Raw genomic sequence first — 24,214 nt, forward strand, 5'->3', positions numbered from 1 at the left:
GGCCAAATTGGAACCCCCTTGTTTTCAGTCAAATTGTGAAGTGCTGAGTGAAAGCGATGCGCAAATTGAGTGAGGCTGTCGATTCATTGCCACGTAATTTGCACAGACTAAGAAACCCCACTATGTCCTTTCTATTTCGGCGCCGTTTAGAAAGGGGTGAGGGCCGCTGTTCAGCGCGGTATTGCAGGCAGATCGAAAAGCAGCACTTGAAAGGCTTGATTGGCAATCAGCGTTAAGTTGGACTCATGGCTTAATTTGATGCCGTCACCAAAGCGCACTGCATGGCCGTTGATTTGACCATCGCCTTTCACCACATGCAGATAGTAGTGGCGCTCGGGGTGCAGCGGCCATTCAAATGGCTCGCCTGGATTGAGCTCAATTCGGGCAATCTGCGCATCTTGTTTGATCGTGAGGGTTTCGCCTTCACCAGATGGCGTGACGATCCATTGTAGACCCGTTTGGCACGGAAAAGCGCGCTGCTGGTAGCTTGGCGGCGTTTGCTCAACATTGGGGTGCAACCAGATTTGCAGGAGTTTTACCGGCGCATCCTCATGGTGATTGTATTCGCTATGAAAAATACCGCGGCCGGCGGACATGAGCTGAAATTCGCCAGCCTTGATGCGCGCTTCGTTACCCTCGCTGTCACGGTGGCTTAACTCGCCTTGCAATACATAGGTGAGGATCTCCATATTGCGATGGCCATGGGTTGCAAATCCGCCTTGCGGCGCGATCCAATCATCATTAATTACCCGCAGTGCGGAAAATTGCACATGGTTTGGGTCGTAATAGTCGCCAAAAGAGAAACTGTGGTAACTCTTAAGCCAATCAAGTTCAAAATAGCCGCGTTGATCGCGTGGGCGTCGTTCAATCATGTTGATCTCCAGAAACTACGTGTTGTTCTCAGTCTAGAAGGGGCGAGATAAAACTAACATCGATGAATCTTGATGAGCATCTTCGAAGAATTTGAACAAAATCCATTCTGATTTTGCTGAACAAAAGGGCTCAGCAATAAAAATCACAAAAATATGCTGTCTTTTTGTGCAAACGGCGCGTCAGAGTCAAAAAAGGTGTTTACAAGATTTTCTCCCCTCAGTAATATACGCCCCGCAACGGAGAGATGGCTGAGTGGTTTAAAGCACCGGTCTTGAAAACCGGCGTGGGTTTATAGCCCACCTAGGGTTCAAATCCCTATCTCTCCGCCACATTAAAAAAACCGCCTAATCAGGCGGTTTTTTGCTTTCTGGCGTTCCTAACGCGCTGTTAGATATAGGGTGTGAACCCTAGCTAGGGTTCAGCCGAGCGAAGCGAGACAACAACGGCTCTGCCGTTGGCCCGAAGGGAGAGGGCGCGTAGCGACCGAATCAATCCCTATTGCTCCGCCACCTTAGAAAAGGCCGCTGTTTTACAGCGGCCTTTTTGCTTTCTCAGCATTATTTTCTACCGGGCTGTGGCGCCTTCTTTTTCAAATATCTGTCATTGAGTCCATCATTTCGATTTTCTTACGTTTGCTCTGGATAGATTTGATGACATTCAAAGGGATACGCAATGGACGTAGCGCTATTCTTTCTCCTTATTGATAGATAGAATGATAAATATATCTAATAAAAATAAAGAGTTGTATCTATGTGCGGTCAAATTGACTTCAGAGCGCTTGCGACGATCCCTGATGATATTCACAGCCAACTAAAGCAGTTGGGGGATTATGACGATCCCTGTTTGCTGTTTATTTATAGCGATGCAGAAAAGGCGCCGATGCAGGCGATTGTGCAGCAGGTTTATTGTTCGCAAGGGCAAACCGATGTGTTGTTGTATGCCGTAACCGAGCAGTTGAGTTTTAGTTATCTATTTTGTGATGCCAAGGCAGCGATTGCGTTAGCGCAGCAGTTAACGACTGCGCTGAATGCGCATGGTATGGCATCCAAGGTGTCGCTTTTTCGCCATAATTGCCTTGGCGACATTGCGCAAACTTATCAATGGGGATTGTTACAACTATCCAATTTGATGGCAGATACATCTTGTTATGCGGTGAATGATTTTACGGATAAGGCAAATTGGCCAGGTATTGCGCTCTATCGAGAGGCTGATAAAAAAGCCAAAGCGCAGGCACAGCAAATTGAAATCGATGCCTTTGCAAAGCAGCATCCATTACCAGAATCCCTTGCAAATTTTCCGCCATCGCTCAAGCAGCTTTACCCCTTTATCGTGGCGCTGCCGCAGGGGGAGGTGCTGTGGCACTATGTGTTGACTGGCGAGCATGAGGCCGCATTACGTCAGCAGCAAATTTTTGAGAATTTAGATGCGGTATTGGTGATCCGTCATGCCAAAACGCATGCGCTGGATTTTTATTATCATATTTTGCGTTGCTGCGCGCAAAGCGCCATTCCTGCACAAAACACGATTTTGTCCGATCTCGATGATATCTTAACGCCACTTGCAAATGAGCTCTTGCTACCGGATGTGACCAGCTCGGTGAAACAGGCATGCTTTATTCGCATCGTTGATATTTTTTATCATCTATTTGATCAGCAAGATCTACCCAAAGCACTCTATCAGATGATGGTCGGAGACAGTGATACACGCTGTTTGAGCGACGCTGAATTTCACCGCCGTTATACCCAGCCTGAGCGCATCGTTGCTGAGGGATTATCGGCAAAGCAAAAGCGACAAATCGACGAGATATTGGATACGCTCGAGGATTACGATTGCTTCAATTATAACGATTACCTTGAGATTGAACGCGCCTTTGATGGCAATCGCCAAGCCTACGATTTTAAGCTGTGGATGCGTGAGGATGATGAGCAAATCCATAGTCGATTGCTGGGGGCGATATTACTGGATTTTGACCGCACTCATCAGCGAAACGATCATCTGACCCAAGCCTTAACGGAATGGGTTTGTGCGGGCTTAAAAGAAGATGTGCTAACGCAAATTGAAGCTGCGAGTGATAATTTCGCACAAAGAGCGCTTGCCCAAGGTCTTTCTCAAAGTCTTTTCGACCATTTAAAGGCTTGGCTGGATGCTGGTGACATCAGTGAATTGCCAGCATTGGTGCAAGCTTTGCAACAATGTCTCAAGCAAGAACGCTCTGGGCGTTGGTATCAGCAAACGCCAACCATGGCGCAACCGCGGTACAAATTGTTTGATGATTTAGATCTATTTTGGCCGGTGCTCGGAACCTGTTTTTGGCTTTATCGCGCGCAATCAAATGCTTTTGCCAAACGTGTTATTTTGCTGTCCATGGCCCTTGCGCCGCAGGCGACACTCGCAGCCATGTCGCGCTGTTATCGCCAAGCAAGAGGCGGCTTTGCCAGTGAAGCGCATCAAAATCATTTCAATATGCAGCTACTGGAATTGGGCATCTCCTATCTTGACCAAGTGGCTTTTCAAATCGCGCTTTGCATGGATGATGGTGACAAGCTTATCCAGCTAATACAGCGATATAACGATTTGGATGATGACGAGCGTGCGCAGTGGCAGGGCGCGATCAATCGCTTATCGCCCTATAAGCGGGATTATTTCTATCTACATGCCTATCGCTTGTCTTCTCAAGTACCTGAGCCATTGCGTGAAATGCGCCAAACTGTGCTGAATGAATTGATGACTGTGGTTTGCTTTGATATTCAAGACGCGCCGATGCTGGCTGATGCAGCAGCAAAGCTCATTGATGGTGAGCTGAGCTACAGCGTTTTTCAAGCTTTGACGCAAGGTAAAATCGATAGTGAAGAGTTTGCGCTTGGCAATGATATGTACTGTTCATTGGCCCCGAAAATTTTGCCGCAAATTCTCACTGAATCTGATCAAGACAAGCAGTTACGCTGGCTCAAACTGATGTGCTGCGATCCCCATCGCGGACGCAAATTACAGGCTGATTTGCTTGAAGCCTTGTTCTTTGACCGAGTGCTTGCTGAGGGACATTTGAGTTTTCAAGATCGCCTCACGATTGATTTGGATGATTTAACGGCGCAGTGGCAAGCAACATGGCAGCAATTTTACGCCGATATGTCCGCAAAACTGCAAGCGATTCACTAAGTGCAAGGGAGAATAGAATGTTAGATATACAAGGTGTTTTAAGTGAGTATCTGCCATTGCAGTTAGTGAGCTTTGGTGATGTGTATGCGGATGAAGCGGGCGATCCCAATGCATGGCTCGATGAATATGATTTTGTTTGGCAGCCAGTGACGAGCGATGGCGATATGCCGCAGCTTTATTTGGGTGATGCACCCATGCGCTTTGCGCCAAAAGATCGAGGCAAAAAAGCCAGTTTGCAAAAACGGCTCAATCAGCAGCCACTGCGTATGCCCATGATTTCAGATTGTTGGGGGAGTCAAAGCCTAATGATCACCAATGAGTTGGCCGATCAATTGCATTTTTCTGATGTATTAGGGGTGACGCGAACGCCCGCTCAAATTGAAGATGCAAGCGGATCACTGCATGGCGGTTATACGGCGTTCTCCTTTCATAAGGCATTTTTGCATGATCGCGTGACCCAGCGTTTTGAACAGATTCCAGTAGAGTTGCGTCCGATTATTCGTTTGAGGCTGGTCAAACATCGCACTACCTATTTGATACACCAATCGCTACTCAAACACTGGCTTGCGCAAGGTGTTGAGGATCTCAGTGATGACTTCGATGATGCCTATTTGCAGCTTGCGAACCTTCTGCAAGCGCGCCGTTATAGTTTCCATTGTGGTACGCGCAGCTTCGCGAATATGGATGATTTCCAACACAATCGAAATGGATCTGTATATTAAGGTGTACTGCGATCTCGTAGTCATCAGTGTGATAAAAAGCCCGCCAATGAGCGGGCTTTTTATCTGTTGGAAACAACAGATTTGATGTGGTAGCGTGACGCAGAGGTGCTTGTGCGGATAGGGTCGTGACGTTAAATCGGTAACGAGAAGGTAGCGCCGTGAAAGTCGTAAAAGTAAACTGGCGTGACGGCATCATATAGGCGGCAAGTTTGCATGATTTGAAGACTGCCAGCATGCTTGTCTGTGCTATTTCTGAGTATTAATAATAAATCTATAAATAATCTTTGACCTTCCATTCGCTGGATGCTTCATGATGCATTCGTTTTCAAAATAACGAGATCAAAATCATGAAAAAAGTCCGCCTCTCTCTACTCCTTGCTGCTCTTTTGTCATCTTCTGCTGTGTTCGCGCATGACGCTCATCATGACGAATCACATGGCATCTCCGCGTCACAAGCCATGATGCATGACTCCATGACGGCGATGCATGGTATGCACACGCTAAAATTAACCGGTATGCCATCTTACGATTTTGTTGCCGGTATGCTGCCGCACCATGAAGGTGCCATCGTGATGAGCGAGAAAATTCTGCCATCTTTGACTGACCCACAAATCAAGCAACTGGCTGAAAATATCATCAAGAGTCAGCAGCATGAGGTGGCCTTTATGAAGCAATGGCTTGCGGATCATCAAACCATCAATCCAAAAGATGTAAATATGAAAGCATCTGAAGCGATGATGAGTCAGTCCATGGCTGTCATGCATGGCATGATGACGGTGAAACTCACCGGTAACCCAAATGTGGACTTTGTACAAGGGATGCTACCGCACCATGAAGCGGCCATTAAAATGGCTGAAGTGGTGATGCCATATCTTAAAAATCAGCAAATCAAAACCTTTGCACAAAACATCATTACCGCTCAGCAGCATGAAGTCGCCTTTATGAAAGCTTGGCTTGCAACGCAGATCAAATAGTTGACTGATGCCATAAAAAAACGCAGCGTATGCTGCGTTTTTTTATACCTTGAATCGCCTTGAAAATAGCTTCGCTATGGCCACGAGATTGCCTTGAGATAGCACTGTCAGGTGTCATGGCAATGGAGAATTACCCCTATAAACCATCCGTGCCTAATGAATAAATATTCTATCTCTGCTGTTTTCTATATTTTATGGATGATTTAACCGCACATCCCTTTTCTTGAAGTCAAAAATGCCAATTTAAAGCATCGAATCTTTCATTTATCTGGCAGCGCTGAAAAATGCGTCCAGTCGAACCGCTTTCTCTGTGTCTCTCAAGTCTGAATTCATCTATGCATCTTCATCAAGGTACGAGTTAGCAGAGGGATAATATCGCTTCATTTGTTGCAAAATAGTTAAGTAGAGATTGGTTAATGGCGAGTGGCAGTGAATTAATTTGAATTTTAAATCAGCATATGCGCATAAATATTGATTTATTTTTATCTCTGTATATAGTCGAGCACTGTGAATTATTTTTAAAAAGGATTTTAAAATGAAGAAGTCATTAACAGGGTTTGTTTGTCTTGGCGTTGCAGCAGTTTTGACCATGAGCGGCTGTGGCAAAAGCGATGATGTGCTGGTGGTAGGCACCAATGCGGCGTTCCCTCCCTTTGAGTATGTTGGCGGCGTCAATGGCGATGAAATTAAGGGCTTTGATATCGATTTGGCTGAGCAGATTGCAAAGGATGCGGGTAAAACGCTGAAAATCGAGAACATCAAATTCGACTCGCTGATTGTGGCGCTCAACTCAGGCAAAATCGACATGATTGCATCAGGAATGACCATCACCCCTGAGCGCCAAGCGAATGTGGATTTTTCAACTGCATATTATGAAGCCACGCAAGTGGTTTTGGTCAATCAAGACAATGACAGCATCACAAGCGTTGACGATCTGAAAGATAAGCATATTGCGGTGCAATTGGGTTCAACAGGTGATTTGATGGCCAAGAAATTGAGCAACAAAGTCACTGCGTTTAATACCGGCTTTGAAGCTGTGATGGAGCTTAAAAATAGCAAAGTGGATCTCGTGCTATTTGATAGTGAGCCAGCGGCCAGTTTCTTGAAGAAAAACCCACAACTGAAAATGATTGAGCTTGATTTTACGCCTGAGTTCTATGGTCTTGCTGTGGCGAAAGGTAATACCGAATTGCTCAATAGCATCAACCAAACGCTACAAACCATGAAGCAAAATGGTCAATACGACGCACTTGTTGCTAAACACATGAAGTGAGTTGCTGATGATTGATGCAATCAACACCTCTTTATTTACGCCAATCGGTGAAGACGGTTTAGTTGGCATTTATCTGATTCTCAATGGCTTGAAAGTCACATTGATTGTGACTTTCTTTGCCATGGTGATCGGTTCGGTTTTGGGTGTGATGACCACGCTGATGAAGATGTCATCGAAGTGGTATTTACGCTGGCCAGCGCACCTTTATGTCAGTGTGATTCGCGGCACTCCGGTTGTTGTTCAGTTAGTCATTCTTTATTTCATTGTCTTGGCATCGATGGATGTCGATAAAATTACCGCAGCAATTATTGCTTTTGGCTTAAACAGTGGCGCGTATATTTCAGAAATTATTCGCGCTGGTATTCAAGCGGTTGATAAAGGGCAAATGGAAGCGGCGCGCTCTCTGGGTTTGCCTTACAGCGCGTCAATGAAAGAAGTGATTTTGCCGCAGGCGATTAAGAATATTCTGCCATCGCTTGGCAATGAATTTATCGTGCTGCTGAAAGAAACGGCGGTCATTGGTTTTATCGGTGGCATTGATTTGATGCGCGCGGGTGAAATTATTCGTAGCCGAACCTTTGAAGACAGCGTGCCGCTTTTTAGCTGCGCCATCATCTATTTGCTACTGACTTATTTCTTTACCTTTATGTTGGCGCGATTTGAAATGAGGTTGAAACAAAGTGATTAAGATCGTTGATTTACATAAGAGCTTTGGCGACAACCAAGTACTCAAAGGGATTAGTGAGCAAATTCATCAAGGCGAAGTGGTGAGTGTGATTGGCCCTTCAGGCAGTGGTAAAAGTACCTTTTTGCGCTGTATGAACCTGCTGGAGCAGCCCAATCGAGGTGATATCTTGATTGAGGGCGAATCGATTACGGCGCCTGGTGCTTGCGTTGATAAGTTGCGACAAAAAGTGGGGATGGTGTTTCAAAACTTTAATCTATTTCCGCATAAAACGGTGCGTCAGAATATTACGCTGGCGCCAGTTAAATTAAAGCTGATGTCGCAGCAAGTCGCTGATCTTGAGGCCGATCGATTACTTGAACAAGTGGGTCTTAGCGATAAAGCAGACGCCTATCCATCGAGCTTATCTGGCGGGCAAAAACAGCGCGTTGCCATCGCCAGAGCATTGGCGATGAAGCCTGATTTGATGCTCTTTGATGAGCCAACCTCTGCGCTTGATCCTGAAATGGTGGGCGATGTGCTCGATGTTATGAAATCATTGGCCCAAAATGGGATGACCATGGTGATTGTGACCCATGAAATGGGATTTGCCCGTGATGTTTCCGACCGTGTGATTTTTATGGATGGCGGGGTGATTGTTGAGCAAGGCGATCCAGAATCTCTCTTTAGTCATCCGCAAGAGTCCAGAACTCAAGCCTTTTTAAGTAAAGTGCTGAGATAATTGGCTGGCTTAAGTCTAGCTATTTAAATGTGCAAGTATAAAAAACGCAGCCTCGCTGCGTTTTTTGTGTCTAGATTGATTCGTCTTGATTATGGTGTTTCATAAACACTATTTCAAGCGCTGAGCGAGCACATAATCCAAACCACCCATAATTGCCGCCACTTGCGCGCGATTACACTCATCATCGGTGACTTTAGGGCTATCAGGATAGACCTCTGTAGTGGTGTGGTACTGACATTGCGTGATGTTGCCTGAAAGACCAAGTTGGGTCATGGGATACAAAATCACCCCGTTTTGCACCATATCTGAGCCAATCAATTGGCCATTTTTATCGGCGGGCGCGATGTGCGTGACCTTGGCAACCGAGTCGATGACCGCTGCTTGAAAAGCCAGCTGCGGATTTTCGCTATCGCCCACAGTGTAAAAACCATCTGGAATAGTGTCTGGCTCATAAGTGATGCCATCACGCGCGGCAAGGGCAGGGCGAAACTCAGTTTCATCTGTGTCTGTGGTTTCGTGGAGATCAATATGAACCAATACCTCGCCTAAACCCTGTGCCAATTGCCAAAGGGCGGCAGACTCTTCTGCTGGGCTATTGGCATAAAATGAGCGGTTAGGATCGATAGCAAGCGGGTTCCAGCGGTTGATCGTTTCATAACCCCAAGGGCTGACACAAGGTGCCACCACTAGGTTGAAATATTGGCTATAGTGCTCGCCTTGCTGATCCAAAAAGGCCAGTGCGCCTTGCACGCCGCTGGTTTCATAGCCATGCACGCCGCCGCTGATTAATACGGTTGGTTTGTTGGTATCCCAGTGTTTGCTTTTGATGCAATAGAGCGGAAAACGCGCTGGATCGTAAGAGAGGGCGCCATATTGCTCGACCTCAAAACGCGTTTTGAGCGCTTCAATTTTGGGTAAGACTTCTTCGCTGTAAAGGCGTTTCACTTGGGCTAGGGCACGCCATGCTTGGCGCTCTGGCTCGCCCCATTTTTGACCTGGGATGCCAATTGGAAATGTTTGTTCTGTTTGCATCGTTTTATTCTTTCTTTTACGAGATTTGTCTCAGCATAATGTCGTGCTGTGCTGAGTGTAAATAGCTGATTGCAATTACGCAGCCTTGAGGCTGTGGTGATTTGGCACATTTTGCTGCCAGTGGCTGGGTATAGCGCTGTTTTTCGCCAAGAACAGTGTTACTTGCTGCAATATTCAAGCGCGCTTGATATGGGCAAACAAAAGCCCGCATTGGGCGGGCATTTGATTGGAATCATGATGAGAATCATGACGTGAAAAATAACATTGAATTGCACAGTTGGCTCAGACAAATTGTTGGCTCAGGCAAATGTTGGCAAAGCAAATGTTAGCAAAGCAAATGTTAGCTAAGGTGAATCGAAGCCTTTGCATGGGCACCCATCAAGCGGGTGCCGGTGTATTGCGCGCCGCATCTGTGACTCGCGTTGTATCGGTTGCCTCTGTTTTATTTGCCGTCAATGCCTTATCTGCCGCAAGGGCTGCTTGCCGCTCTTTTTCTGAGGCGATGGCGACTTTCATCGTTTCTGCTTGTGGTCTTGGCTGCGGTTTTAATTGCAATTGATTGGCTTCAAGCAACGCCGCTTGTACCTTGGTCAGCGGTTTGACTGATGCTATGGGTTGATTTTGCTCGCGCGTTATACGTGCCGATGGCATCTGCTGCGGCCATGCTGTGGCTAGCTGTTTGACTGCTTCGACTTGCTGCGTTTGCGCTGGTGTCAGCGCTTGTGCTTGCACTGTTTGTTTTGCCGCTGCTTGCAGATGTGTTACTTCGGTTATTGGCGTTGCCACAGTGGTATGTATTTCGGCTGTGGTTTGCTTTGTTTTGCCACTTTTCGGTTCGTTTTTGTTTTTATTGGCGTCGGCTTTGGTGTCGCACTGGGGATTCGTGGCCATGGTCAAAGCGGGCGCTGGCGTGTCTGCGCTCTGCGTGTTTGTATTTCCAGTCCCTGTTGTTGCCCTGTGCGTATCTGATGCATCCTCCAAGTCGGTATCTATCAAAGCTTCGGCTACCGCAGTCGTGGGCTTAGCCTCTGTTTGAGCAGGCGCTTGAACTGCTGCTTGCGCTGATGTTTGAACCGTAGATAAATCCATCTGATCCAGAATATGAAGCATAGATGCTGCGAGTTTTTCATCGCCAAACCAAGCTTGTAAACGTGAACCATGGCTGTGAAGTACATGACTGGGCGATTCGGTTGTGCTTGGCGCATTGCGACCAGCCGCTAAATAGAGGGGCTCGCACATGAGCAGATTGAGTTTGCTGACGGTCACAGGCTCATGCTGACACAGCAAATGGGTATATTGTCCTACATCAGCACTAATCGCGTGGGTTTCAAATTGAGACATGCGCTGATACCAGGCGGCGAGCTGCGCTTGTAGATGCTGCCAGCCAGCTCGAATGGCCTGCGTTTGCGCGCCTTGGCTTTCATGAAGCAGCGCTGTGCGCTGAACAATGGTTTGCTGCGCGCTATCTAAATGTGACAGCTGGACTTGACTACCGAGTTCCAGCAAACGCGTAAAGGCACCTTGAATGCCCTCATCGCGCACTTGACGTTTGGTCTCGCGCCACACTGCGCTGGCCTTATCGCTATACCAGCGTTTGGACTGATCTTCGTCAGATTGATTGCGGCCAATGGATTTGGCTGAAGCGGCTTGCTGCTGGCGAAAATAGAGCGAAATCACAAACAGCGCTAGCAAGCCGACCTGCAGTAAAGGCGCTGCGGCAAAGAGCTTGGCCATGGCCGCTGCAAAAATACCGCCGGTTAACACCGTGGTGATATTTAAGAAATTAAGCTGGCGCTGCGTGTGTCCCTGCGCCACATCTAAGCGCGCTACTTTTTCTCGTGCTTGCTCGCGTTGGTTGAGCAGTTGACGGGTTTGCTGCAGCGCGGTAATGGCGTGGGATTGCTCAGCATTGTAGCGCTCACTCAATTGACCAAGCTCGCCGCTGGCAATGGTTAGGCCTTGGTATCGGTTGACGATTCGCTGCGAGGCATGATGGAGCGAGCGGTAGTTTTGCCAAATTAAATAAGATAGAGAGACCGCATTTTCCTGCGGGTTTGCATCTAAATTGAGCGGACATAGTTGATGCGCTGGGTATTTAAACTCTCGCATCGCCCATGCGATATTTTCCGTGGTATCGCGATGGGTGGTGTTGAGAAAGGTGCGATTGCTGTGAAAAAGCAGCTCTTTTACTGGCGCAAAGTGCTCACCATAGCTGCGCTCAAGGCTGTCGCAAAGCTGCAAAAAATAAGCAAAATGCGTTTTTTGAATTTTGCTCAAACAGCGCAGCGCTTGCTCAACCAGCGCTTCGTCAGGTGATTTTGTCTGCTGGGCGAGGGTAAGCGCTGCCCAGTGTTCATAGGCTTCAACCGTATAAAAAGTTTGTGTTGATTCGGTGAAGTATTGCTGCGCCATGGCTAAATCACCCAATTTCCCCGCCGCAATAGCCATATGGGTATGACAGAGCGCATGTAGGAGTGTATCGCTCGCTTTTAGCATGCTCAGCGCTAGCCTATTGAGGCTGATGCTTTTCTCGAACTGCTTAGGTTGCGTGCCATGTAGCGCATATAAGCGGCCGAGCCAAAAGCAGCTAAAAAAGTCTGACCCAAACTCTTCCGCCGCTTTTTGCAGATTGCGCATCGCTTCGTCGACATGACCGAAACTCAAGCTTTCATAGGCCCAGGTTTTACGCTGGATCACATCAGCAAAGAGTGGGCTTTTTTTCGCCGTGGTTTTTTCAAAGTAGTAGATGCGACTGAGCTGATGTTTGAGTGTGTCCTCTAGGCTGTCTATGTTTTCGCGCGAATAGCCACAAATATGGAGCAGGTTGTCACTGTTGACAGGGGTTTGTTCGCCAAGAATTTGCCAAACACTGGTTTCTAAGGTGCTGACAATGGTGCGCGCAATGAGCTCAGGGTCTTCGGCATCGACAATGTGTTGCTGAACCAAATGGGCTTGTGGATGCACTTGTATATGGGGTTGAGGCTCAACTGGTTGATGGGCACTGTGTGGCGCATTGTTGGTGTCAGCCCGCGCTGTTTGCTTGGCTTTTGTGGCATCTTGCGCTTGTTTGGAAGTATTGGTTTGTACGTTATTTGCAGCCACAGCGTCAGCTGAGTTGGGTTGATGGGTATCTGTTGTGCTTGTTTCATCGCTGATAACTTCACACATTGGCGGCGTGATAAGCGCATATATTTGTCGCATCTCATCGCACATATTTTCTGGATCGGCAGCTTGCTCACCGAGCCAAAAGGCAAAGAGTAAAACATCGTGTTCAAGCGCCGCTTCAATTTCACATTGCAGGGCTGTTTTACCATCTTTCACCACTTTGCCAGCGTGCTGGCCCAGCAAACACACCATATAGCGGTTGTTGCCAATGCGGCTCAGCCGCTGCTCAAGCGGGGTATTATGGTTGGCTTCAAGTTGGACAAACGGACGAGGATGAAGACCACTTTTTTGCAAAATCTCAGATTCACTAGTGCGTTGAATTAAATGTTCAACCAGAGGTTTGAGCTCGAGAGATGCAAAGGAATATACGATGTTGTCCATGTTCCATCCTTGTCAATGCGCAGAAAATAGGCGAATTTCCAGTCTAAAGGAAGCATGGAAAGGGCGGATGTGAAATCATCAATCGGATTGTAATTTATGCTGTGAGATCAAATTTTACGCCCAGTTATCACAGCAACTGAATAGGATTTAATGGGCTCATTCACAACTCAATTGCGAATTAAAAATAAGCGGTTATATGATGATTTTTAAGAAATTGTAATGAAAAAGGCCGCTTTCGCGGCCTTTGGCTTATCTCTTTCCCGGAAAATAAGCATATCAGTTTATGGCTTTGCGCTCTTTTGTATCACGTGAGGGGGAACACGTGATCACAAGCGCAACCAAGTCTTAGTTCACACGATATTTGGCGATGATTTCCTCATCAAGCTCCACACCCAATCCTGGGGTGTTTGGTACAGCAACATAGCCATTTTCAAAGGCGATTTGGTTTTTCACCAAAGAGGTAAACAGTGGGCTGGTGCTTTGAGAGTACTCAATTAGATCGCCATGCTCGCGTGATGCCAAGAAATGTACGGTTGCAGCAATCAAAATACCGGTAGAGAAACCGTGCGGTACCAGCTTCATGCCCGCCATATGTGCCATATCGTAGATCTTCACCATCTCAGTGATACCCCCGCAGCGCGTCACATCTGGTTGCACGAAGTCGGCACCTGATTTCTCGATGAAGTTTGCGAACTCATAACGGGTGGTCAGGGTCTCACCGCCCGCCAATTTTTGCGTGGTGGATTGCGATACTTTACGGTAACCCGCTAGCACGTCATCGGTGATTGGCTCTTCAATCCAAAGTAGGTTGAATTCTTCAAGCTTTTTCGCCATCTCAATAGTGTGGCCAGCGGTGCGCCATGCGCTTGCAAGATCGATAGCGATTTCTACATCTTTGTTAATTGCACGCGCAGTTTCGCACACGGTTTTGATGATTTCGTAATCGGTCTCTGCGTTGTGACCCAATGGACCGCCACCAAATTTAAGGGAGGTAAAGCCTTGTGCCAAAAGCTCTGTGGTGCGGGCAATGTTCTCTTCTTTAATCGCAGATGGAATAAAGGTGCCGTAGGCGCGGATCTTTTCACGGAACTTACCGCCCAGTAGCTGCCATACTGGCACTTGGTAGAACTGACCAGCGATATCCCAAAGCGCCATATCAATGGCAGAGATGGCATGGATCATGGTTGAGCGGCGGCCCGCATAGTGAGTGCCGTTGTACATCTTGGTATAAAGGCGCTCAATCTCAAGTGGGTTTTCGCCAATCAAAAGGCGCTCAAGACCCTGTGATGAACCGTGGCTTTGCGTCGCTTTAATGCAAGCTTCAATCATCATCGGTGAGCTATCAGACTCGCCCACACCGGTAATGCCCGCATTGGTATGTACGCGAATGAGCACGCCATCTTCACCCCATTCACAGGCTTCATCAAGGGCAGGAACGCGTAGGTGAATCACTTCAACTTCTGTAATTTTGATTTCGTTAAATTTCATGTTTGTTTCTCTTTTTGTTTTTTCTTTTTTGATTTTGAGGACGTTTATTTTGGGGATTTCTTTTTTTGCAATCTTGCAGGCAAGGCTGCATGTGTTCGAAAAACTGCCAGCTCAGCTGGCAGTTTGAAGAGTGTTAAGCGGCTGCTTTTTCTGCGGCAACAGCTTTTTTCTTGTTGTCACCCATGGTGTAGATACATAGCGCAATGACCACAGTCACAACACCTGCAAGTTTCTGCAGCGTCACAGTCTCACCCAGTAGGAAGTAAGCGACGATCATTGCAAATAGCGGTAGAACGTTCAGTGCCATGGTGGTAATTACAGCGTCTTGAGTCTTCAGTGTGGCAATTTCCCAAATCGCATAAGCGATACCAGAACACACCAAACCAAGCGCTAGAATACTGAAGATGTGCTTGTTGTTTTCTACAAGAACAGAGGCTGAGCTAAAGTCTGCACCTGTGATTAGGCCAAGGATCACTAGCGCTGCGGTTGCAGAAGCAAACTGATAGAAGTTGCTTGAGAACGCGTCATAACGCTCGTTTAGGTCTGAGCCGAACTTACCCAAAATGTAGTTGTAAGTGACAAAGCCCAATACACCGCAAAGTGCGAATAGGTGGCCAAGGTTCAAACCTTGAATTTTGTTGGATGGGTCATAAGCGATGATGCCTGCACCCGCCAATGAAAGCACAACCGCACCCACTTTGATTGCCGACGGTTTGATCTTATCAATCACAAATACCGCCAGCATGGTCAAGAAAGGTGCCATACCGTTGATCACGCCAATCTCACCAGACGAGGTGTAGTCATAGGCCAAAATGGTGAAGTAGAAAAACACAGCCTGCGCCGAGATACCTGCTGCCATAAGCAACATCGCATCTTTCGCGCTTTGGATTGGTTTTAGCGTGTGTTTTTTCGATACCAAAAACAGAACAACAAAACCAAGGGTTGCAATGGCGTAGCGTGAAATGGCCAATACCACAGGATCCAATTTACCAGCTAGAACGCCACCGAGTGGGAAGGAGGCACCCCAAAGGGCAGCACATACCAAAGCCAAAGTAAGACCTAGGGTTTTATTAGGAGCAGCTTTACTCATAGTTTTAATCTCAATAAAGGGGCACCAAGGCACCCCTTGTTAGGACAACAGATTATTGTGGGCAAATACCGATCACATGCTCGAGGCGTTGATCTTTTTGATAGAGAGATGCGTAGGCATAACCAACACCTTCAAGGTTGGTTGGCGCGCCATCCGCAACGGCAAATACTTTATCGAGAATGGTGTTGGACACATTATCGATGGTGTCAGTGGCATCCATGATGCCGCAGGCATTGATATCCATATCAGCTGTAATCAATGAACTGTTACCCGATACACGAATTACCGGCACAATGGAGTTGTTAAAGCCAGCGGCTCCCGCAGTCCAGATAATGAGCTGACAGCCCAGAGATGCAAAGTGCATCGCCGCGCCACCACAAAGCATGGTGGTCTCCGTCAGGTAGAAACCTGGTTTGGTTGGTTTTTCACGGTAGATATGGTTAATGCGCAAGCAATCTTGAATTGGGCTTGAGCCAGTTTTGTGCATCGCACCTTGCGATTTTTCATCAATGGTGGTCAAACCGCCCACACTGTTACCAATCGACATGGTCTCAGTGCCATCAATCACGTGCCAACGCTGCAAATCTTCTGCAATGAGACGCTCGATTTTTTCGCCCACTTCAGGTGTGACTGCACGTGCTTTTAGGATCTCTTCACAGCCCAGTAGTTCAATGAGCTCGCCAGCCATCGTGGTGGCGCCCATATCGACAAGCTTGTCTGATGCCGCGCCCACAGAAGGGTTTGATGCCAAACCGCTTGAGGTGTCAGAGCCACCACATTTGATCCCGATGCGCAGCGCAGAAATCGGCGCTTCAACACGCTCAATGCTGTCTGCGTATGCTTTTAGCTCTTTTGCTAGCGCCAAGCCATCTTTAATGGTTTCAATGGTGCCTTTGTTTTTAATCACAGTGAGGGTGTGAACAGGCAAGCCTTCTTTGCGAACCGGACCTGCAACCATCTCAGGGTCAATGGAGCCACAACCCATGGCAATCACCAAAACACCCGCGATATTTGGGTTGGTCGCTGTGTGGATGATGGTGTCGATCATCTCTTCGTTACCACCGTACATACAGGTGTAGTGGTTGGTAACAACAACTGAATTATCAATCTCTTTGCTGATGTTGCGCGCAATGCCTTCGCAGCATTCATCGATCGCAACGATCATCACGTTATTACGAATACCAAATGTGCCGTTTGGGCGAGGGTAGCCTTGAAATGTACGAGTCATTATTTTTCGATCCCCATTTGTTTGATGATTTCTTCAATGATTGCTTCAGGAATATCTAGGCGTTCGCTGCGCACGTTTTGTACGTGAACGAGCTGACCCAGAGGGATCATGACAATCGATTTACCAATGGAATGGCCCGCTTTGTAAATATGTGCATCGTTTTCGATGTCACACAGTGCAATTTTGTTGCCGAAGGTGATCTTTTGTAGTGCTTTGATTTCTGCGATCACTTCATTTTCAGCAGAGATAATTTCAACGATTTCGTTCTTTTCGACATTGCCAAGTAGAGTAGCGACGTTGTCGCTCGGAGACAGTTTTATAGCTTTCATAGTGTACTTCCGTAATGTTGATTGTCTCATTGTCGGACAATCGGCATTATACAGATAGACAAAAGACGGAATATGACACCAATCACAACTTCGTGTTAAGATTGAAAAATATTGAAAATCAGCAAGATGACGAGCCAAGGAAATGAAGATAAATAAGCAAAGCCTGGAAGAGCAAGCGACTGATTATATTAGAAATATGATTCTTTCCGGCGTGCTTGGTCTCGGTGATAAAATCGTCGAGAGCACCTTATCAAAAGAGTTAGAGCTCTCGCGCAGTACCTTGCGTATGGCACTGAATTCCTTATCTCATGAGGGGTTGGTGGTGCAAAAGCCCTATGTGGGTTGGCATGTGTTTACCTTAGAAGGTGACGATTTGTGGGAGCTTTATAACCTACGTGTTGCCATTGAATCGCAAGCGGCGTTGATGGCGGCAGAGCGTGCGGATCAGCAAGATAAAAAAGAATTGCGCCGTATTTATGACGAATTTTGTGAATTTTGTACCCAAGGGCCTTTGGATATCGAAGAAGTTTGCGTCAAAGATTTCGAATTCCACCGTAAAGTGGTGGAGATCACCAAGAGCACTAAGTTCATTAAAATTTATGAGCAGATCTCCAATCAGCTGCGCTGCTATATCAAAATGACGCACCATGACTATGACTTGTCTTTAAGTGGCTTGAGTCACCGAGGCATTGTGGAAGCGATTGTGGATGGTGATACAGACCGCGCGTGGCGTGAGTCAAAACTCAACATCACCACCTTTACTGATTTGTGCCGTCAAAATCTAGAAGCGAAGTCTTAACGCCAAGTCATCATGTGAAGTCTTAAAGCGAAATTTGAATGCATGAAGGCCTGAAAGCTGGGCAGTTCAGTCCTTTTGCTTTGATGCGCAATGAAAAATATCAAAGGCTGCAACGATGCAGCCTTTTTCATGGGTGATATTTCACATGGCTTTGCGGTTCATCTCACTTTTCTTGCTGAAGGATTGCTGAACTAAAAGCGCTTGATCATTCGTGTCAAAGAGGGGCGATGATACACTGCGCGAGCACTGGCAGTTGCCATGATTTTGAGATGGATATATGAAGTTTAAAGCTGTATTGACTGCGCTTTTTGCCATGATGGCGATGTTTTTCACTGCGCCTTTCGCGCATGCAGATGAATCGATTACTTTAGGTCGCACCATTGTTTTTGAAGAAAATAACTATGGTGCTGATATTCCCCTGGTGGTGTGTCGCCGCGCTGATGCGATTCGTGTTAAAGCGGATCGCGATATGTATTTGCGAGAGGTGGTGCTGACCTTTAAAAATGGCGACACCAAGACTGTCCATTTTTATCGCAATGTGAAAAAAGATAAAAAAACTGGATGGCGCTCATTGGGCTATGGCTACAAGCGCTGCGTAAAACGCCTTGAGGTATTCGCCACATCGAAACACTCTTCCGCCGGTATTCGTATCTACGGTCGTCAATAATCTCCCGAAAATCCCCATCTAAAAAGAAGCCATATGGCTTCTTTTTTGTCTCAGTTCACTGAGTATCTCCCGCTTTTTCTTTTTCCGATATGAACTAGGTTTTATAAAAAAGAAGGCGCAATTTCACAGTGTTTTATGAAGCAAAACATCATGATTTTAAACAAGGTGATGACGCTGGTTGACCAAGATGGCTGATAGCCGTTTTGAACATAACTTAAATTATGGCGTGAACATTCAGGGAGAAAGAATGAAAGAAAGGGGATGGATAGCGGCGTGCGTCAGCGTCGTCTTATTCGCACTGCTGCTGTTTGGCTATGAAGCGACTTCGCCCAATCAACATGCGTCCCACACCAGTTCGCATCAACATGGCGCGAAAGAAAACCAAGGTGTCCATCGTCGCGAACAAAGTCATCAAGCTGGCTTATCACCGACATCGAAGCCCCAATTTATCTCGCCCATTCCACAAACTATCGCCTTTGATCGCCAACAAGCCAAAATCGGCTGGCAGCTGTTTAATGACGCCAATTTATCCTCAAATCGCATGGTCAGTTGCGAAACCTGCCATGACTTAGCAACCAATGGCGCCGAGACCATTGATGTATCCATCGGTGTGCATGGTAAAGGCATTCGCAATTCGCTCACTATTTTTAATTCAGCCTATAACTATCGATTTTTTTGGGATGGACGCGTCAACACGCTGCATGACCAAATTGATGGTCCAGTGCATAGCAGCGTCGAAATGGATACCGACTGGCCCACTATTGAACGCTATGTATCCGAAAATTCGCACTATCAGACGCAGTTTGAGCAAGCCAATTTAGCGATTTCAGAAGCGACCATTAAACAAGTGCTGGTGGAATTTATGCGCACGCTGAATACGCCCAATGCGCCCTTTGATCGTTATATCCAAGGTGATAGCAAGGCGTTAACCGCGCAGCAAATCCGCGGTTGGGAGGCGTTTCAAAGTGAAGGTTGCATTAGCTGTCACCGAGGGATCAATGTTGGCGGTGGTATGGTGATGCGCTTTGGCTTTTTGGGTGAGCAAACCATTGGTGCAGAGCGCTCAAATGATACCGGGCGTCACCGTAGTACAGGGAAAAATGAAGATATGTACCTTTTTCGTGTGGCCAGCTTGCGTAATGTTGCCGATACCGCGCCCTATTTTCATGATGGACAAACGAAAACCTTGCAAGAAGCCATAAAAATTATGGGCGAAAGCCAATTAGGGAAAACATTAGCGCCGCATACCATTACCGATATCGAAGCATTTTTAATCTCACTTTCAGGCGAGCGCCCATCAATTTTGCAGGAGTTTGAAAATGAATAAAATGAAAGCATTATTGGTGGCCGGCGCATTGGCTATCAGCATGATTATCGCCTCGATTTTTATTCTTTATATGGAATATAACCGCTTAATTATCTATCGCACCATGGTCACTGAAATCGGTCATGAAGTGATTAATATCCGTGACACGGTGACGCAACATGCACTTGAGCCTGATACCGATCCCTATTATCTCACGCAAGTCTTGGTTGAAATTGAGCGAAATATTCAAGAAGAACTCGCAAGCTATGCGCAATCTAATTATATCGGGATTTATGAAATAGAAGCTTTTGCCCAACTCGGCCAATTTACACAGGCGCTATCTAATATTACGGATACCCTCGATCATGTGATTGGTATCATTATTATGGAAAAATCGCTGATTCAAGCGATTTACAAGCAATTTAAGATTACGCCAGTGTCCAGTTCTTCTGCGCTGCGATTGGCATTTTTAGATGATCAAAGTTTATTCTCAAAAATGGTGTCAGAAGCTGAAAACCCAGCGGTGACGACGTTTTTGCAAGTCGAAAAACAAAAGAAACAGCTGCTTTCTATTTTATTATCCCATGAAAATATGGACTTTATTGAGCGCTCTGAAGTTGTTTTTGGCACTTTATCAGAGCAAGTTCGAACGCGAATGGTCCAACTGCTGATTGTGCTATTTTTAATCATCATTAGTGGTGTTTGTGTCGCCGCATGGCTTCGCATGAAAGAACTGCATCGAAATAATGTCATTCGCCAAGAAGCCATGGATCGCATTGAGCGCGCCAATCAAGCCAAATCAATTTTTCTAGCCACTATGAGCCATGAATTAAGAACGCCGATGAATGGTGTTTTGGGTATTGCGCAAATGATCGAGGAAGATGCTCAGGAAGCACATATTCGTGAGCAAGCAAAAGTGATTGTTGATTCTGGCCAGCACTTGGTGACTTTGCTCAATGATATTTTGGATTTTTCCAAAATTGAGCAAGGGAAAATGGTCTTGGAATATCATAAATTTTCAGTTTGCGAGGTAATCGCACACCTTGAAAATGCACTTATGCCATTAGCGAAAAATAAAGCCATTCAATTTCATGTACAAAATGAAGTGCCCAGTCATTGCCATTTTATTGGTGATTCCGCCAGGGTTCGACAGATATTATTTAATTTAGCGGGCAACGCCATTAAGTTTACCCAAGAAGGGTATGTGGATGTGCATTTCGCTTTGCTTCATGACCCGCGTCGCGTACTGGAAATTAAAGTCTCTGACTCTGGTATCGGGATTGCTCGGGATAAATTAGAGGGAATTTTCACCCCCTTTGAGCAGGCTGATCTATCTACCACCCGTAAGTTTGGTGGAACCGGGCTTGGACTGTCCATTGTGAAGCAAATGACGGACTTGATGGGCGGCAGCATTCATGTCTTTAGCCAGCTTGGCGTCGGCACACAATTTGTTTTGCAATTACCTTTAGCGATTGAAGAGGAGTCATCGCAGCAAAACCAAAACCAAAGCCAAAGCCAAAACCCACAGCAACAGATTGGCCAGATATCGCTGCCATCAGGCCATGGTGAAAAAGATAAAAATGAACAGGCATTACAGGTGCTGCTGGTGGATGACAATCGCGTCAATGCACTGGTGGCACAGCAAATTCTTCACAAATGCGGGCATCAAGTCCAAATCGCATCAGATGGGCTTGAAGCGCTAGATATTCTAAAGCAGCGCTCTTTTGACCTGATCATCATGGACAATCATATGCCGAACTTAAGCGGCATTGAGACCATCCAGCAAATTCGTCAGCAGCTTAAACTGAGTACCGTTATTTTTGCCTACACCGCCGATGTGTTTAAAGAAGCGCATGATGCATTTATTGCAGCGGGCGCTCAGTATGTGCTTACCAAACCGCTGCAAAAAAATAGCCTTGAGCAAGCGATATGCCGCTACCAGCATGAAATATGCGAAAAAAACGCAGCGCAAACTGAGCAAAACGTGCGTACTAGCGCGCCTGTTAAAGGTGGCAATGTGATTTATTTGGTGCGCGCGCCTGTCACACAATTGCCCATCACGGAAGAGGAGCTATCCACCTGTGCTTGGCTACAACACCCGCAGCAAAGCGATGAAGAAAAAAGGGCGTTTTTAACATCATTCGCGCAGCAATTTGATGCCATGATTGATGCGCTGATTGCCACTTATGCGAGCGGCGATCTTCCGGCGTTATCGCAACAGCTTGATGCCATTGATGAGTTGGCTGCGCAATGTCCGCTTGCTGAAGTGCTCAATTTAGTGCATCAAAGTCAGGCGCTCATTACGCAGCATTGTTCACCGGATCTTGAATTGTTGCAGCAGCTAATCAATCGCATGTTGGTGAATTTACATCAGGCCAATCGGCTATTACATGCCAGCAATGATAAAGCACGGCAGGAGGCGGCCTTATGATGCTGGAATGGAGTGAATCGAGGCGCCGCGAATTTGTTTTTATCCTTATCGTATCGGCTGTGATTTTTGCGCTGGATATGTATAGCAGCGCAAGCTCAGCCGTGCCGGTGGCTTATGTCAGCATCGTGCTGATCGCGCTGGGTTCGAAAAATCAAGCCATCACGCTATCATCAGCCATCCTTTCAACGTTATTGATTGTCCTTGGCTTTTATTTATCGCCCTTGAATGGCGAGGGCGTGCACGTTATTTCCAACCGTATTTTGGCCATGTATGTGGTTTGGATTGTGGCTGTTGTCTCCTTGCTTGGTATTGCTAATACGCAGGCCGTGATGGCGCAAGTGTCCAAACAACAATTAACGGCCTTTCGTGAGACATTGGGGCAAGTGGCGGAATACGCCAGTGATGCCATTGTGATCACCGATGCAAACGGCTTCGTTACTTGGGTGAATAAAGGGTTTACGCAAATATCCGGCTATTCACTTGATGAGGTGATGGGTAAAAAACCAGGCGATGTACTGCAAGGGAAAGAGACCGATGTGAATGCGGTGCGCCTACTGTCACAGGCGATTGCGAAGGCCGAGCCCATTGATATTGAAATCATCAATTATCATAAAAATGGCACGCCCTATTGGATTGATATGTCGATCAATCCGGTGTTTGAGCACAATCAATTGCGACGGTTTGTCGCAGTCGAGCGCGATATTACCCATCGTAAACAGCTTGAAACATATATTGCTGAGCGAGCGCAAACGGCGTCGCAGCAAACCCATATTCAAGCGCAATTTGCTGATCTCATCGCCTTGGATTTAGCCGTGATTCAACAAGGCTTAGCTTGCCTGCAACATACACATCCAAACGCGGAAGGTGATGCCTTCATTCAGCATATGGGGCAGTTGATGGCGGCTGCAACTGGCTATGTGCAAGTACTTTCTCGTTTTGAGCAGGGCGAGCTAAAGCCTAAAATGCAGCGCATTGACGTGGTGGATTGGCTCAATGAGCGCACTGCAAGCTTTGCCGCTTTATTAAAGGCGCAAGGCGGGTACTGGCATGTCGATTGCCAGTTATCATCCTTCGCATCTTTTCAAGGCGCCGTGCTGTTGCTTAACGCAGTGATTCAATATTGCCTCTTTAAATCAGCACGCTACGGCAGCGTGGAGCTATTGGTTACGCAAACCACATCTCAGTCTGAGGCATGGATTGAACTAACATTTGTTTTTAACGATCATGGCGAGTTTTATCAGCAAACGAAATCATTGATGCATGATCTCGCCAATATCAATACCCAAGATAGCGTGAATCATGCCTGTGGTTATCTCTCGATTTTGAAAATCGTCGAAGCCTTTGAGGGCAGCCTGACCACAACCTTGGCTGCGGGCGAGAGGCGAACTCAAAGCGTTTTGAAAATACCTGCTTTAGCATTTGAGGCGCCACCTGCAGCGCCCAAAAGTGAATTGAAGGATCGCGTTTTAATTGCGGAAGATAATCGGGTCAATGCCATGGTGTTAACCAAAATGCTGCAATCACTGGGGTATGCGCACATTGATGTTGCGGTCAATGGTGAAGAGGCGGTGCAAAAATTCCATGAAAATCAGTATGCGGTCATTTTTATGGATAACCATATGCCGGTGATGACGGGAATCGAGGCGACTAAGCAAATAAAAATGATGCAGACTAAAACGTCGCCCGGCGCTGATGTGCCCATTATTGCCTGTACTGCTGATATCTCATCACAAGCAACTCAGGACTTTTATGACAGCGGCGTATCCCATGTGTTATTTAAGCCCGTTGATAAAGCAAAATTGGCGCAAGCACTGGCAGCCGTTCAGGCGCATACCAAGGTGGAACAACCGCTCACCTTAGTTTAAATGTTGCCATTTATTTACAGGGATGTGGC

Annotated in this window: 18 protein-coding genes, 1 tRNA gene and 1 other RNA gene; 13 read left to right on the forward strand and 7 right to left on the reverse strand. The window is 46.7% G+C overall.

Going from position 1 to position 24,214, the window contains the following annotated elements:
- Window positions 1–170 precede the first annotated feature (170 nt).
- Window positions 171–872, reverse strand: a complete 702-nt coding sequence (locus L9P36_RS05230; protein WP_237465498.1) for a pirin family protein — start codon at window positions 870–872, stop codon at window positions 171–173.
- 239 nt (window positions 873–1,111) lie between these two features.
- Here L9P36_RS05230 and L9P36_RS05235 point away from each other — a divergent pair.
- The 8 genes from L9P36_RS05235 (at window position 1,112) to L9P36_RS05270 (ending at window position 8,404) form a co-directional block, all read left to right on the forward strand.
- A tRNA-Ser gene (locus L9P36_RS05235) sits at window positions 1,112–1,202 on the forward strand.
- 49 nt (window positions 1,203–1,251) lie between these two features.
- A non-coding RNA gene (locus tag L9P36_RS05240) (RtT sRNA) lies at window positions 1,252–1,382 on the forward strand.
- 241 nt (window positions 1,383–1,623) lie between these two features.
- Window positions 1,624–4,029, forward strand: coding sequence for a hypothetical protein (locus L9P36_RS05245; protein WP_237465500.1), 2,406 nt, complete (start codon window positions 1,624–1,626; stop codon window positions 4,027–4,029).
- A 17-nt stretch (window positions 4,030–4,046) separates the two neighbouring features.
- A complete protein-coding gene (locus L9P36_RS05250) occupies window positions 4,047–4,751 on the forward strand; it encodes a hypothetical protein (RefSeq protein WP_237465502.1) in 705 nt (234 codons plus the stop codon).
- A gap of 347 nt (window positions 4,752–5,098) precedes the next feature.
- Window positions 5,099–5,725: a DUF305 domain-containing protein gene (locus tag L9P36_RS05255; protein WP_237465504.1), complete on the forward strand. Its 627-nt coding sequence runs from the start codon at window positions 5,099–5,101 to the stop codon at window positions 5,723–5,725.
- A gap of 535 nt (window positions 5,726–6,260) precedes the next feature.
- The gene (locus tag L9P36_RS05260) at window positions 6,261–6,998 is read left to right on the forward strand and encodes a basic amino acid ABC transporter substrate-binding protein (RefSeq protein WP_237465505.1); all 738 of its coding nucleotides are present in this window, start codon (window positions 6,261–6,263) and stop codon (window positions 6,996–6,998) included.
- 7 nt (window positions 6,999–7,005) lie between these two features.
- A complete protein-coding gene (locus L9P36_RS05265; protein ID WP_237465507.1) occupies window positions 7,006–7,686 on the forward strand; it encodes an amino acid ABC transporter permease in 681 nt (226 codons plus the stop codon).
- A complete protein-coding gene (locus L9P36_RS05270) occupies window positions 7,679–8,404 on the forward strand; it encodes an amino acid ABC transporter ATP-binding protein (protein ID WP_237465509.1) in 726 nt (241 codons plus the stop codon). The genes L9P36_RS05265 and L9P36_RS05270 overlap by 8 nt, the downstream gene beginning before the upstream one ends.
- 108 nt (window positions 8,405–8,512) lie before the next feature.
- On the opposite strand, the gene L9P36_RS05275 is transcribed toward L9P36_RS05270, so the two are convergent.
- From L9P36_RS05275 to L9P36_RS05300, 6 genes are all read right to left on the reverse strand, one after another.
- Window positions 8,513–9,436 carry a M14 family metallopeptidase gene (locus L9P36_RS05275; RefSeq protein WP_237465511.1) on the reverse strand — a complete coding sequence of 308 codons (924 nt, stop codon included), beginning with the start codon at window positions 9,434–9,436 and terminating at the stop codon, window positions 8,513–8,515.
- Window positions 9,437–9,814: 378 nt separating this feature from the next.
- Window positions 9,815–12,982, reverse strand: a complete 3,168-nt coding sequence (locus tag L9P36_RS05280; protein WP_237465513.1) for a hypothetical protein — start codon at window positions 12,980–12,982, stop codon at window positions 9,815–9,817.
- A 345-nt stretch (window positions 12,983–13,327) separates the two neighbouring features.
- Complete coding sequence (locus L9P36_RS05285) at window positions 13,328–14,470, reverse strand: mandelate racemase/muconate lactonizing enzyme family protein (RefSeq protein ID WP_237465514.1); 1,143 nt, start codon at window positions 14,468–14,470, stop codon at window positions 13,328–13,330.
- A 133-nt stretch (window positions 14,471–14,603) separates the two neighbouring features.
- Complete coding sequence (locus L9P36_RS05290) at window positions 14,604–15,560, reverse strand: DMT family transporter (RefSeq protein ID WP_237465516.1); 957 nt, start codon at window positions 15,558–15,560, stop codon at window positions 14,604–14,606.
- A gap of 52 nt (window positions 15,561–15,612) precedes the next feature.
- Complete coding sequence (locus L9P36_RS05295; RefSeq protein WP_237465518.1) at window positions 15,613–16,788, reverse strand: UxaA family hydrolase; 1,176 nt, start codon at window positions 16,786–16,788, stop codon at window positions 15,613–15,615.
- On the reverse strand, window positions 16,788–17,117 hold the full coding sequence (locus tag L9P36_RS05300; protein ID WP_237465520.1) for a UxaA family hydrolase: 330 nt from the start codon (window positions 17,115–17,117) through the stop codon (window positions 16,788–16,790). The genes L9P36_RS05295 and L9P36_RS05300 overlap by 1 nt, the downstream gene beginning before the upstream one ends.
- A gap of 142 nt (window positions 17,118–17,259) precedes the next feature.
- Here L9P36_RS05300 and L9P36_RS05305 point away from each other — a divergent pair, with 142 nt between their 5' ends.
- From L9P36_RS05305 to L9P36_RS05325, 5 genes are all read left to right on the forward strand, one after another.
- Complete coding sequence (locus L9P36_RS05305; RefSeq protein ID WP_237465522.1) at window positions 17,260–17,916, forward strand: GntR family transcriptional regulator; 657 nt, start codon at window positions 17,260–17,262, stop codon at window positions 17,914–17,916.
- Window positions 17,917–18,229: 313 nt separating this feature from the next.
- A complete protein-coding gene (locus L9P36_RS05310; protein ID WP_435532762.1) occupies window positions 18,230–18,583 on the forward strand; it encodes a DUF2541 family protein in 354 nt (117 codons plus the stop codon).
- Window positions 18,584–18,830: 247 nt separating this feature from the next.
- Complete coding sequence (locus tag L9P36_RS05315; protein ID WP_237465525.1) at window positions 18,831–19,910, forward strand: cytochrome-c peroxidase; 1,080 nt, start codon at window positions 18,831–18,833, stop codon at window positions 19,908–19,910.
- Window positions 19,903–22,320: a hybrid sensor histidine kinase/response regulator gene (locus tag L9P36_RS05320; RefSeq protein WP_237465527.1), complete on the forward strand. Its 2,418-nt coding sequence runs from the start codon at window positions 19,903–19,905 to the stop codon at window positions 22,318–22,320. The genes L9P36_RS05315 and L9P36_RS05320 overlap by 8 nt, the downstream gene beginning before the upstream one ends.
- A complete protein-coding gene (locus L9P36_RS05325) occupies window positions 22,317–24,185 on the forward strand; it encodes a response regulator (protein ID WP_237465529.1) in 1,869 nt (622 codons plus the stop codon). Before L9P36_RS05320 ends, L9P36_RS05325 begins: the two co-directional genes overlap by 4 nt.
- The last annotated feature ends 29 nt before the right edge of the window (window positions 24,186–24,214 follow it).

This window comes from Vibrio stylophorae (assembly GCF_921293875.1).
GTDB lineage: Bacteria > Pseudomonadota > Gammaproteobacteria > Enterobacterales > Vibrionaceae > Vibrio_A > Vibrio_A stylophorae.

Bases quoted from the DNA above. Each gene is read 5' to 3' on its own strand.
- L9P36_RS05310 (WP_435532762.1), top strand. From the start codon at position 18,230: ATGATGGCGATGTTTTTCACTGCGCCTTTCGCGCATGCAGATGAATCG.
- L9P36_RS05265 (WP_237465507.1), top strand. From the start codon at position 7,006: ATGATTGATGCAATCAACACCTCTTTATTTACGCCAATCGGTGAAGAC.
- L9P36_RS05290 (WP_237465516.1), bottom strand. From the start codon at position 15,560: ATGAGTAAAGCTGCTCCTAATAAAACCCTAGGTCTTACTTTGGCTTTG.
- L9P36_RS05255 (WP_237465504.1), top strand. From the start codon at position 5,099: ATGAAAAAAGTCCGCCTCTCTCTACTCCTTGCTGCTCTTTTGTCATCT.
- L9P36_RS05285 (WP_237465514.1), bottom strand. From the start codon at position 14,470: ATGAAATTTAACGAAATCAAAATTACAGAAGTTGAAGTGATTCACCTA.
- L9P36_RS05325 (WP_237465529.1), top strand. From the start codon at position 22,317: ATGATGCTGGAATGGAGTGAATCGAGGCGCCGCGAATTTGTTTTTATC.
- L9P36_RS05300 (WP_237465520.1), bottom strand. From the start codon at position 17,117: ATGAAAGCTATAAAACTGTCTCCGAGCGACAACGTCGCTACTCTACTT.
- L9P36_RS05315 (WP_237465525.1), top strand. From the start codon at position 18,831: ATGAAAGAAAGGGGATGGATAGCGGCGTGCGTCAGCGTCGTCTTATTC.
- L9P36_RS05260 (WP_237465505.1), top strand. From the start codon at position 6,261: ATGAAGAAGTCATTAACAGGGTTTGTTTGTCTTGGCGTTGCAGCAGTT.
- L9P36_RS05250 (WP_237465502.1), top strand. From the start codon at position 4,047: ATGTTAGATATACAAGGTGTTTTAAGTGAGTATCTGCCATTGCAGTTA.
- L9P36_RS05305 (WP_237465522.1), top strand. From the start codon at position 17,260: ATGAAGATAAATAAGCAAAGCCTGGAAGAGCAAGCGACTGATTATATT.
- L9P36_RS05295 (WP_237465518.1), bottom strand. From the start codon at position 16,788: ATGACTCGTACATTTCAAGGCTACCCTCGCCCAAACGGCACATTTGGT.
- L9P36_RS05275 (WP_237465511.1), bottom strand. From the start codon at position 9,436: ATGCAAACAGAACAAACATTTCCAATTGGCATCCCAGGTCAAAAATGG.
- L9P36_RS05245 (WP_237465500.1), top strand. From the start codon at position 1,624: ATGTGCGGTCAAATTGACTTCAGAGCGCTTGCGACGATCCCTGATGAT.
- L9P36_RS05230 (WP_237465498.1), bottom strand. From the start codon at position 872: ATGATTGAACGACGCCCACGCGATCAACGCGGCTATTTTGAACTTGAT.
- L9P36_RS05320 (WP_237465527.1), top strand. From the start codon at position 19,903: ATGAATAAAATGAAAGCATTATTGGTGGCCGGCGCATTGGCTATCAGC.
- L9P36_RS05280 (WP_237465513.1), bottom strand. From the start codon at position 12,982: ATGGACAACATCGTATATTCCTTTGCATCTCTCGAGCTCAAACCTCTG.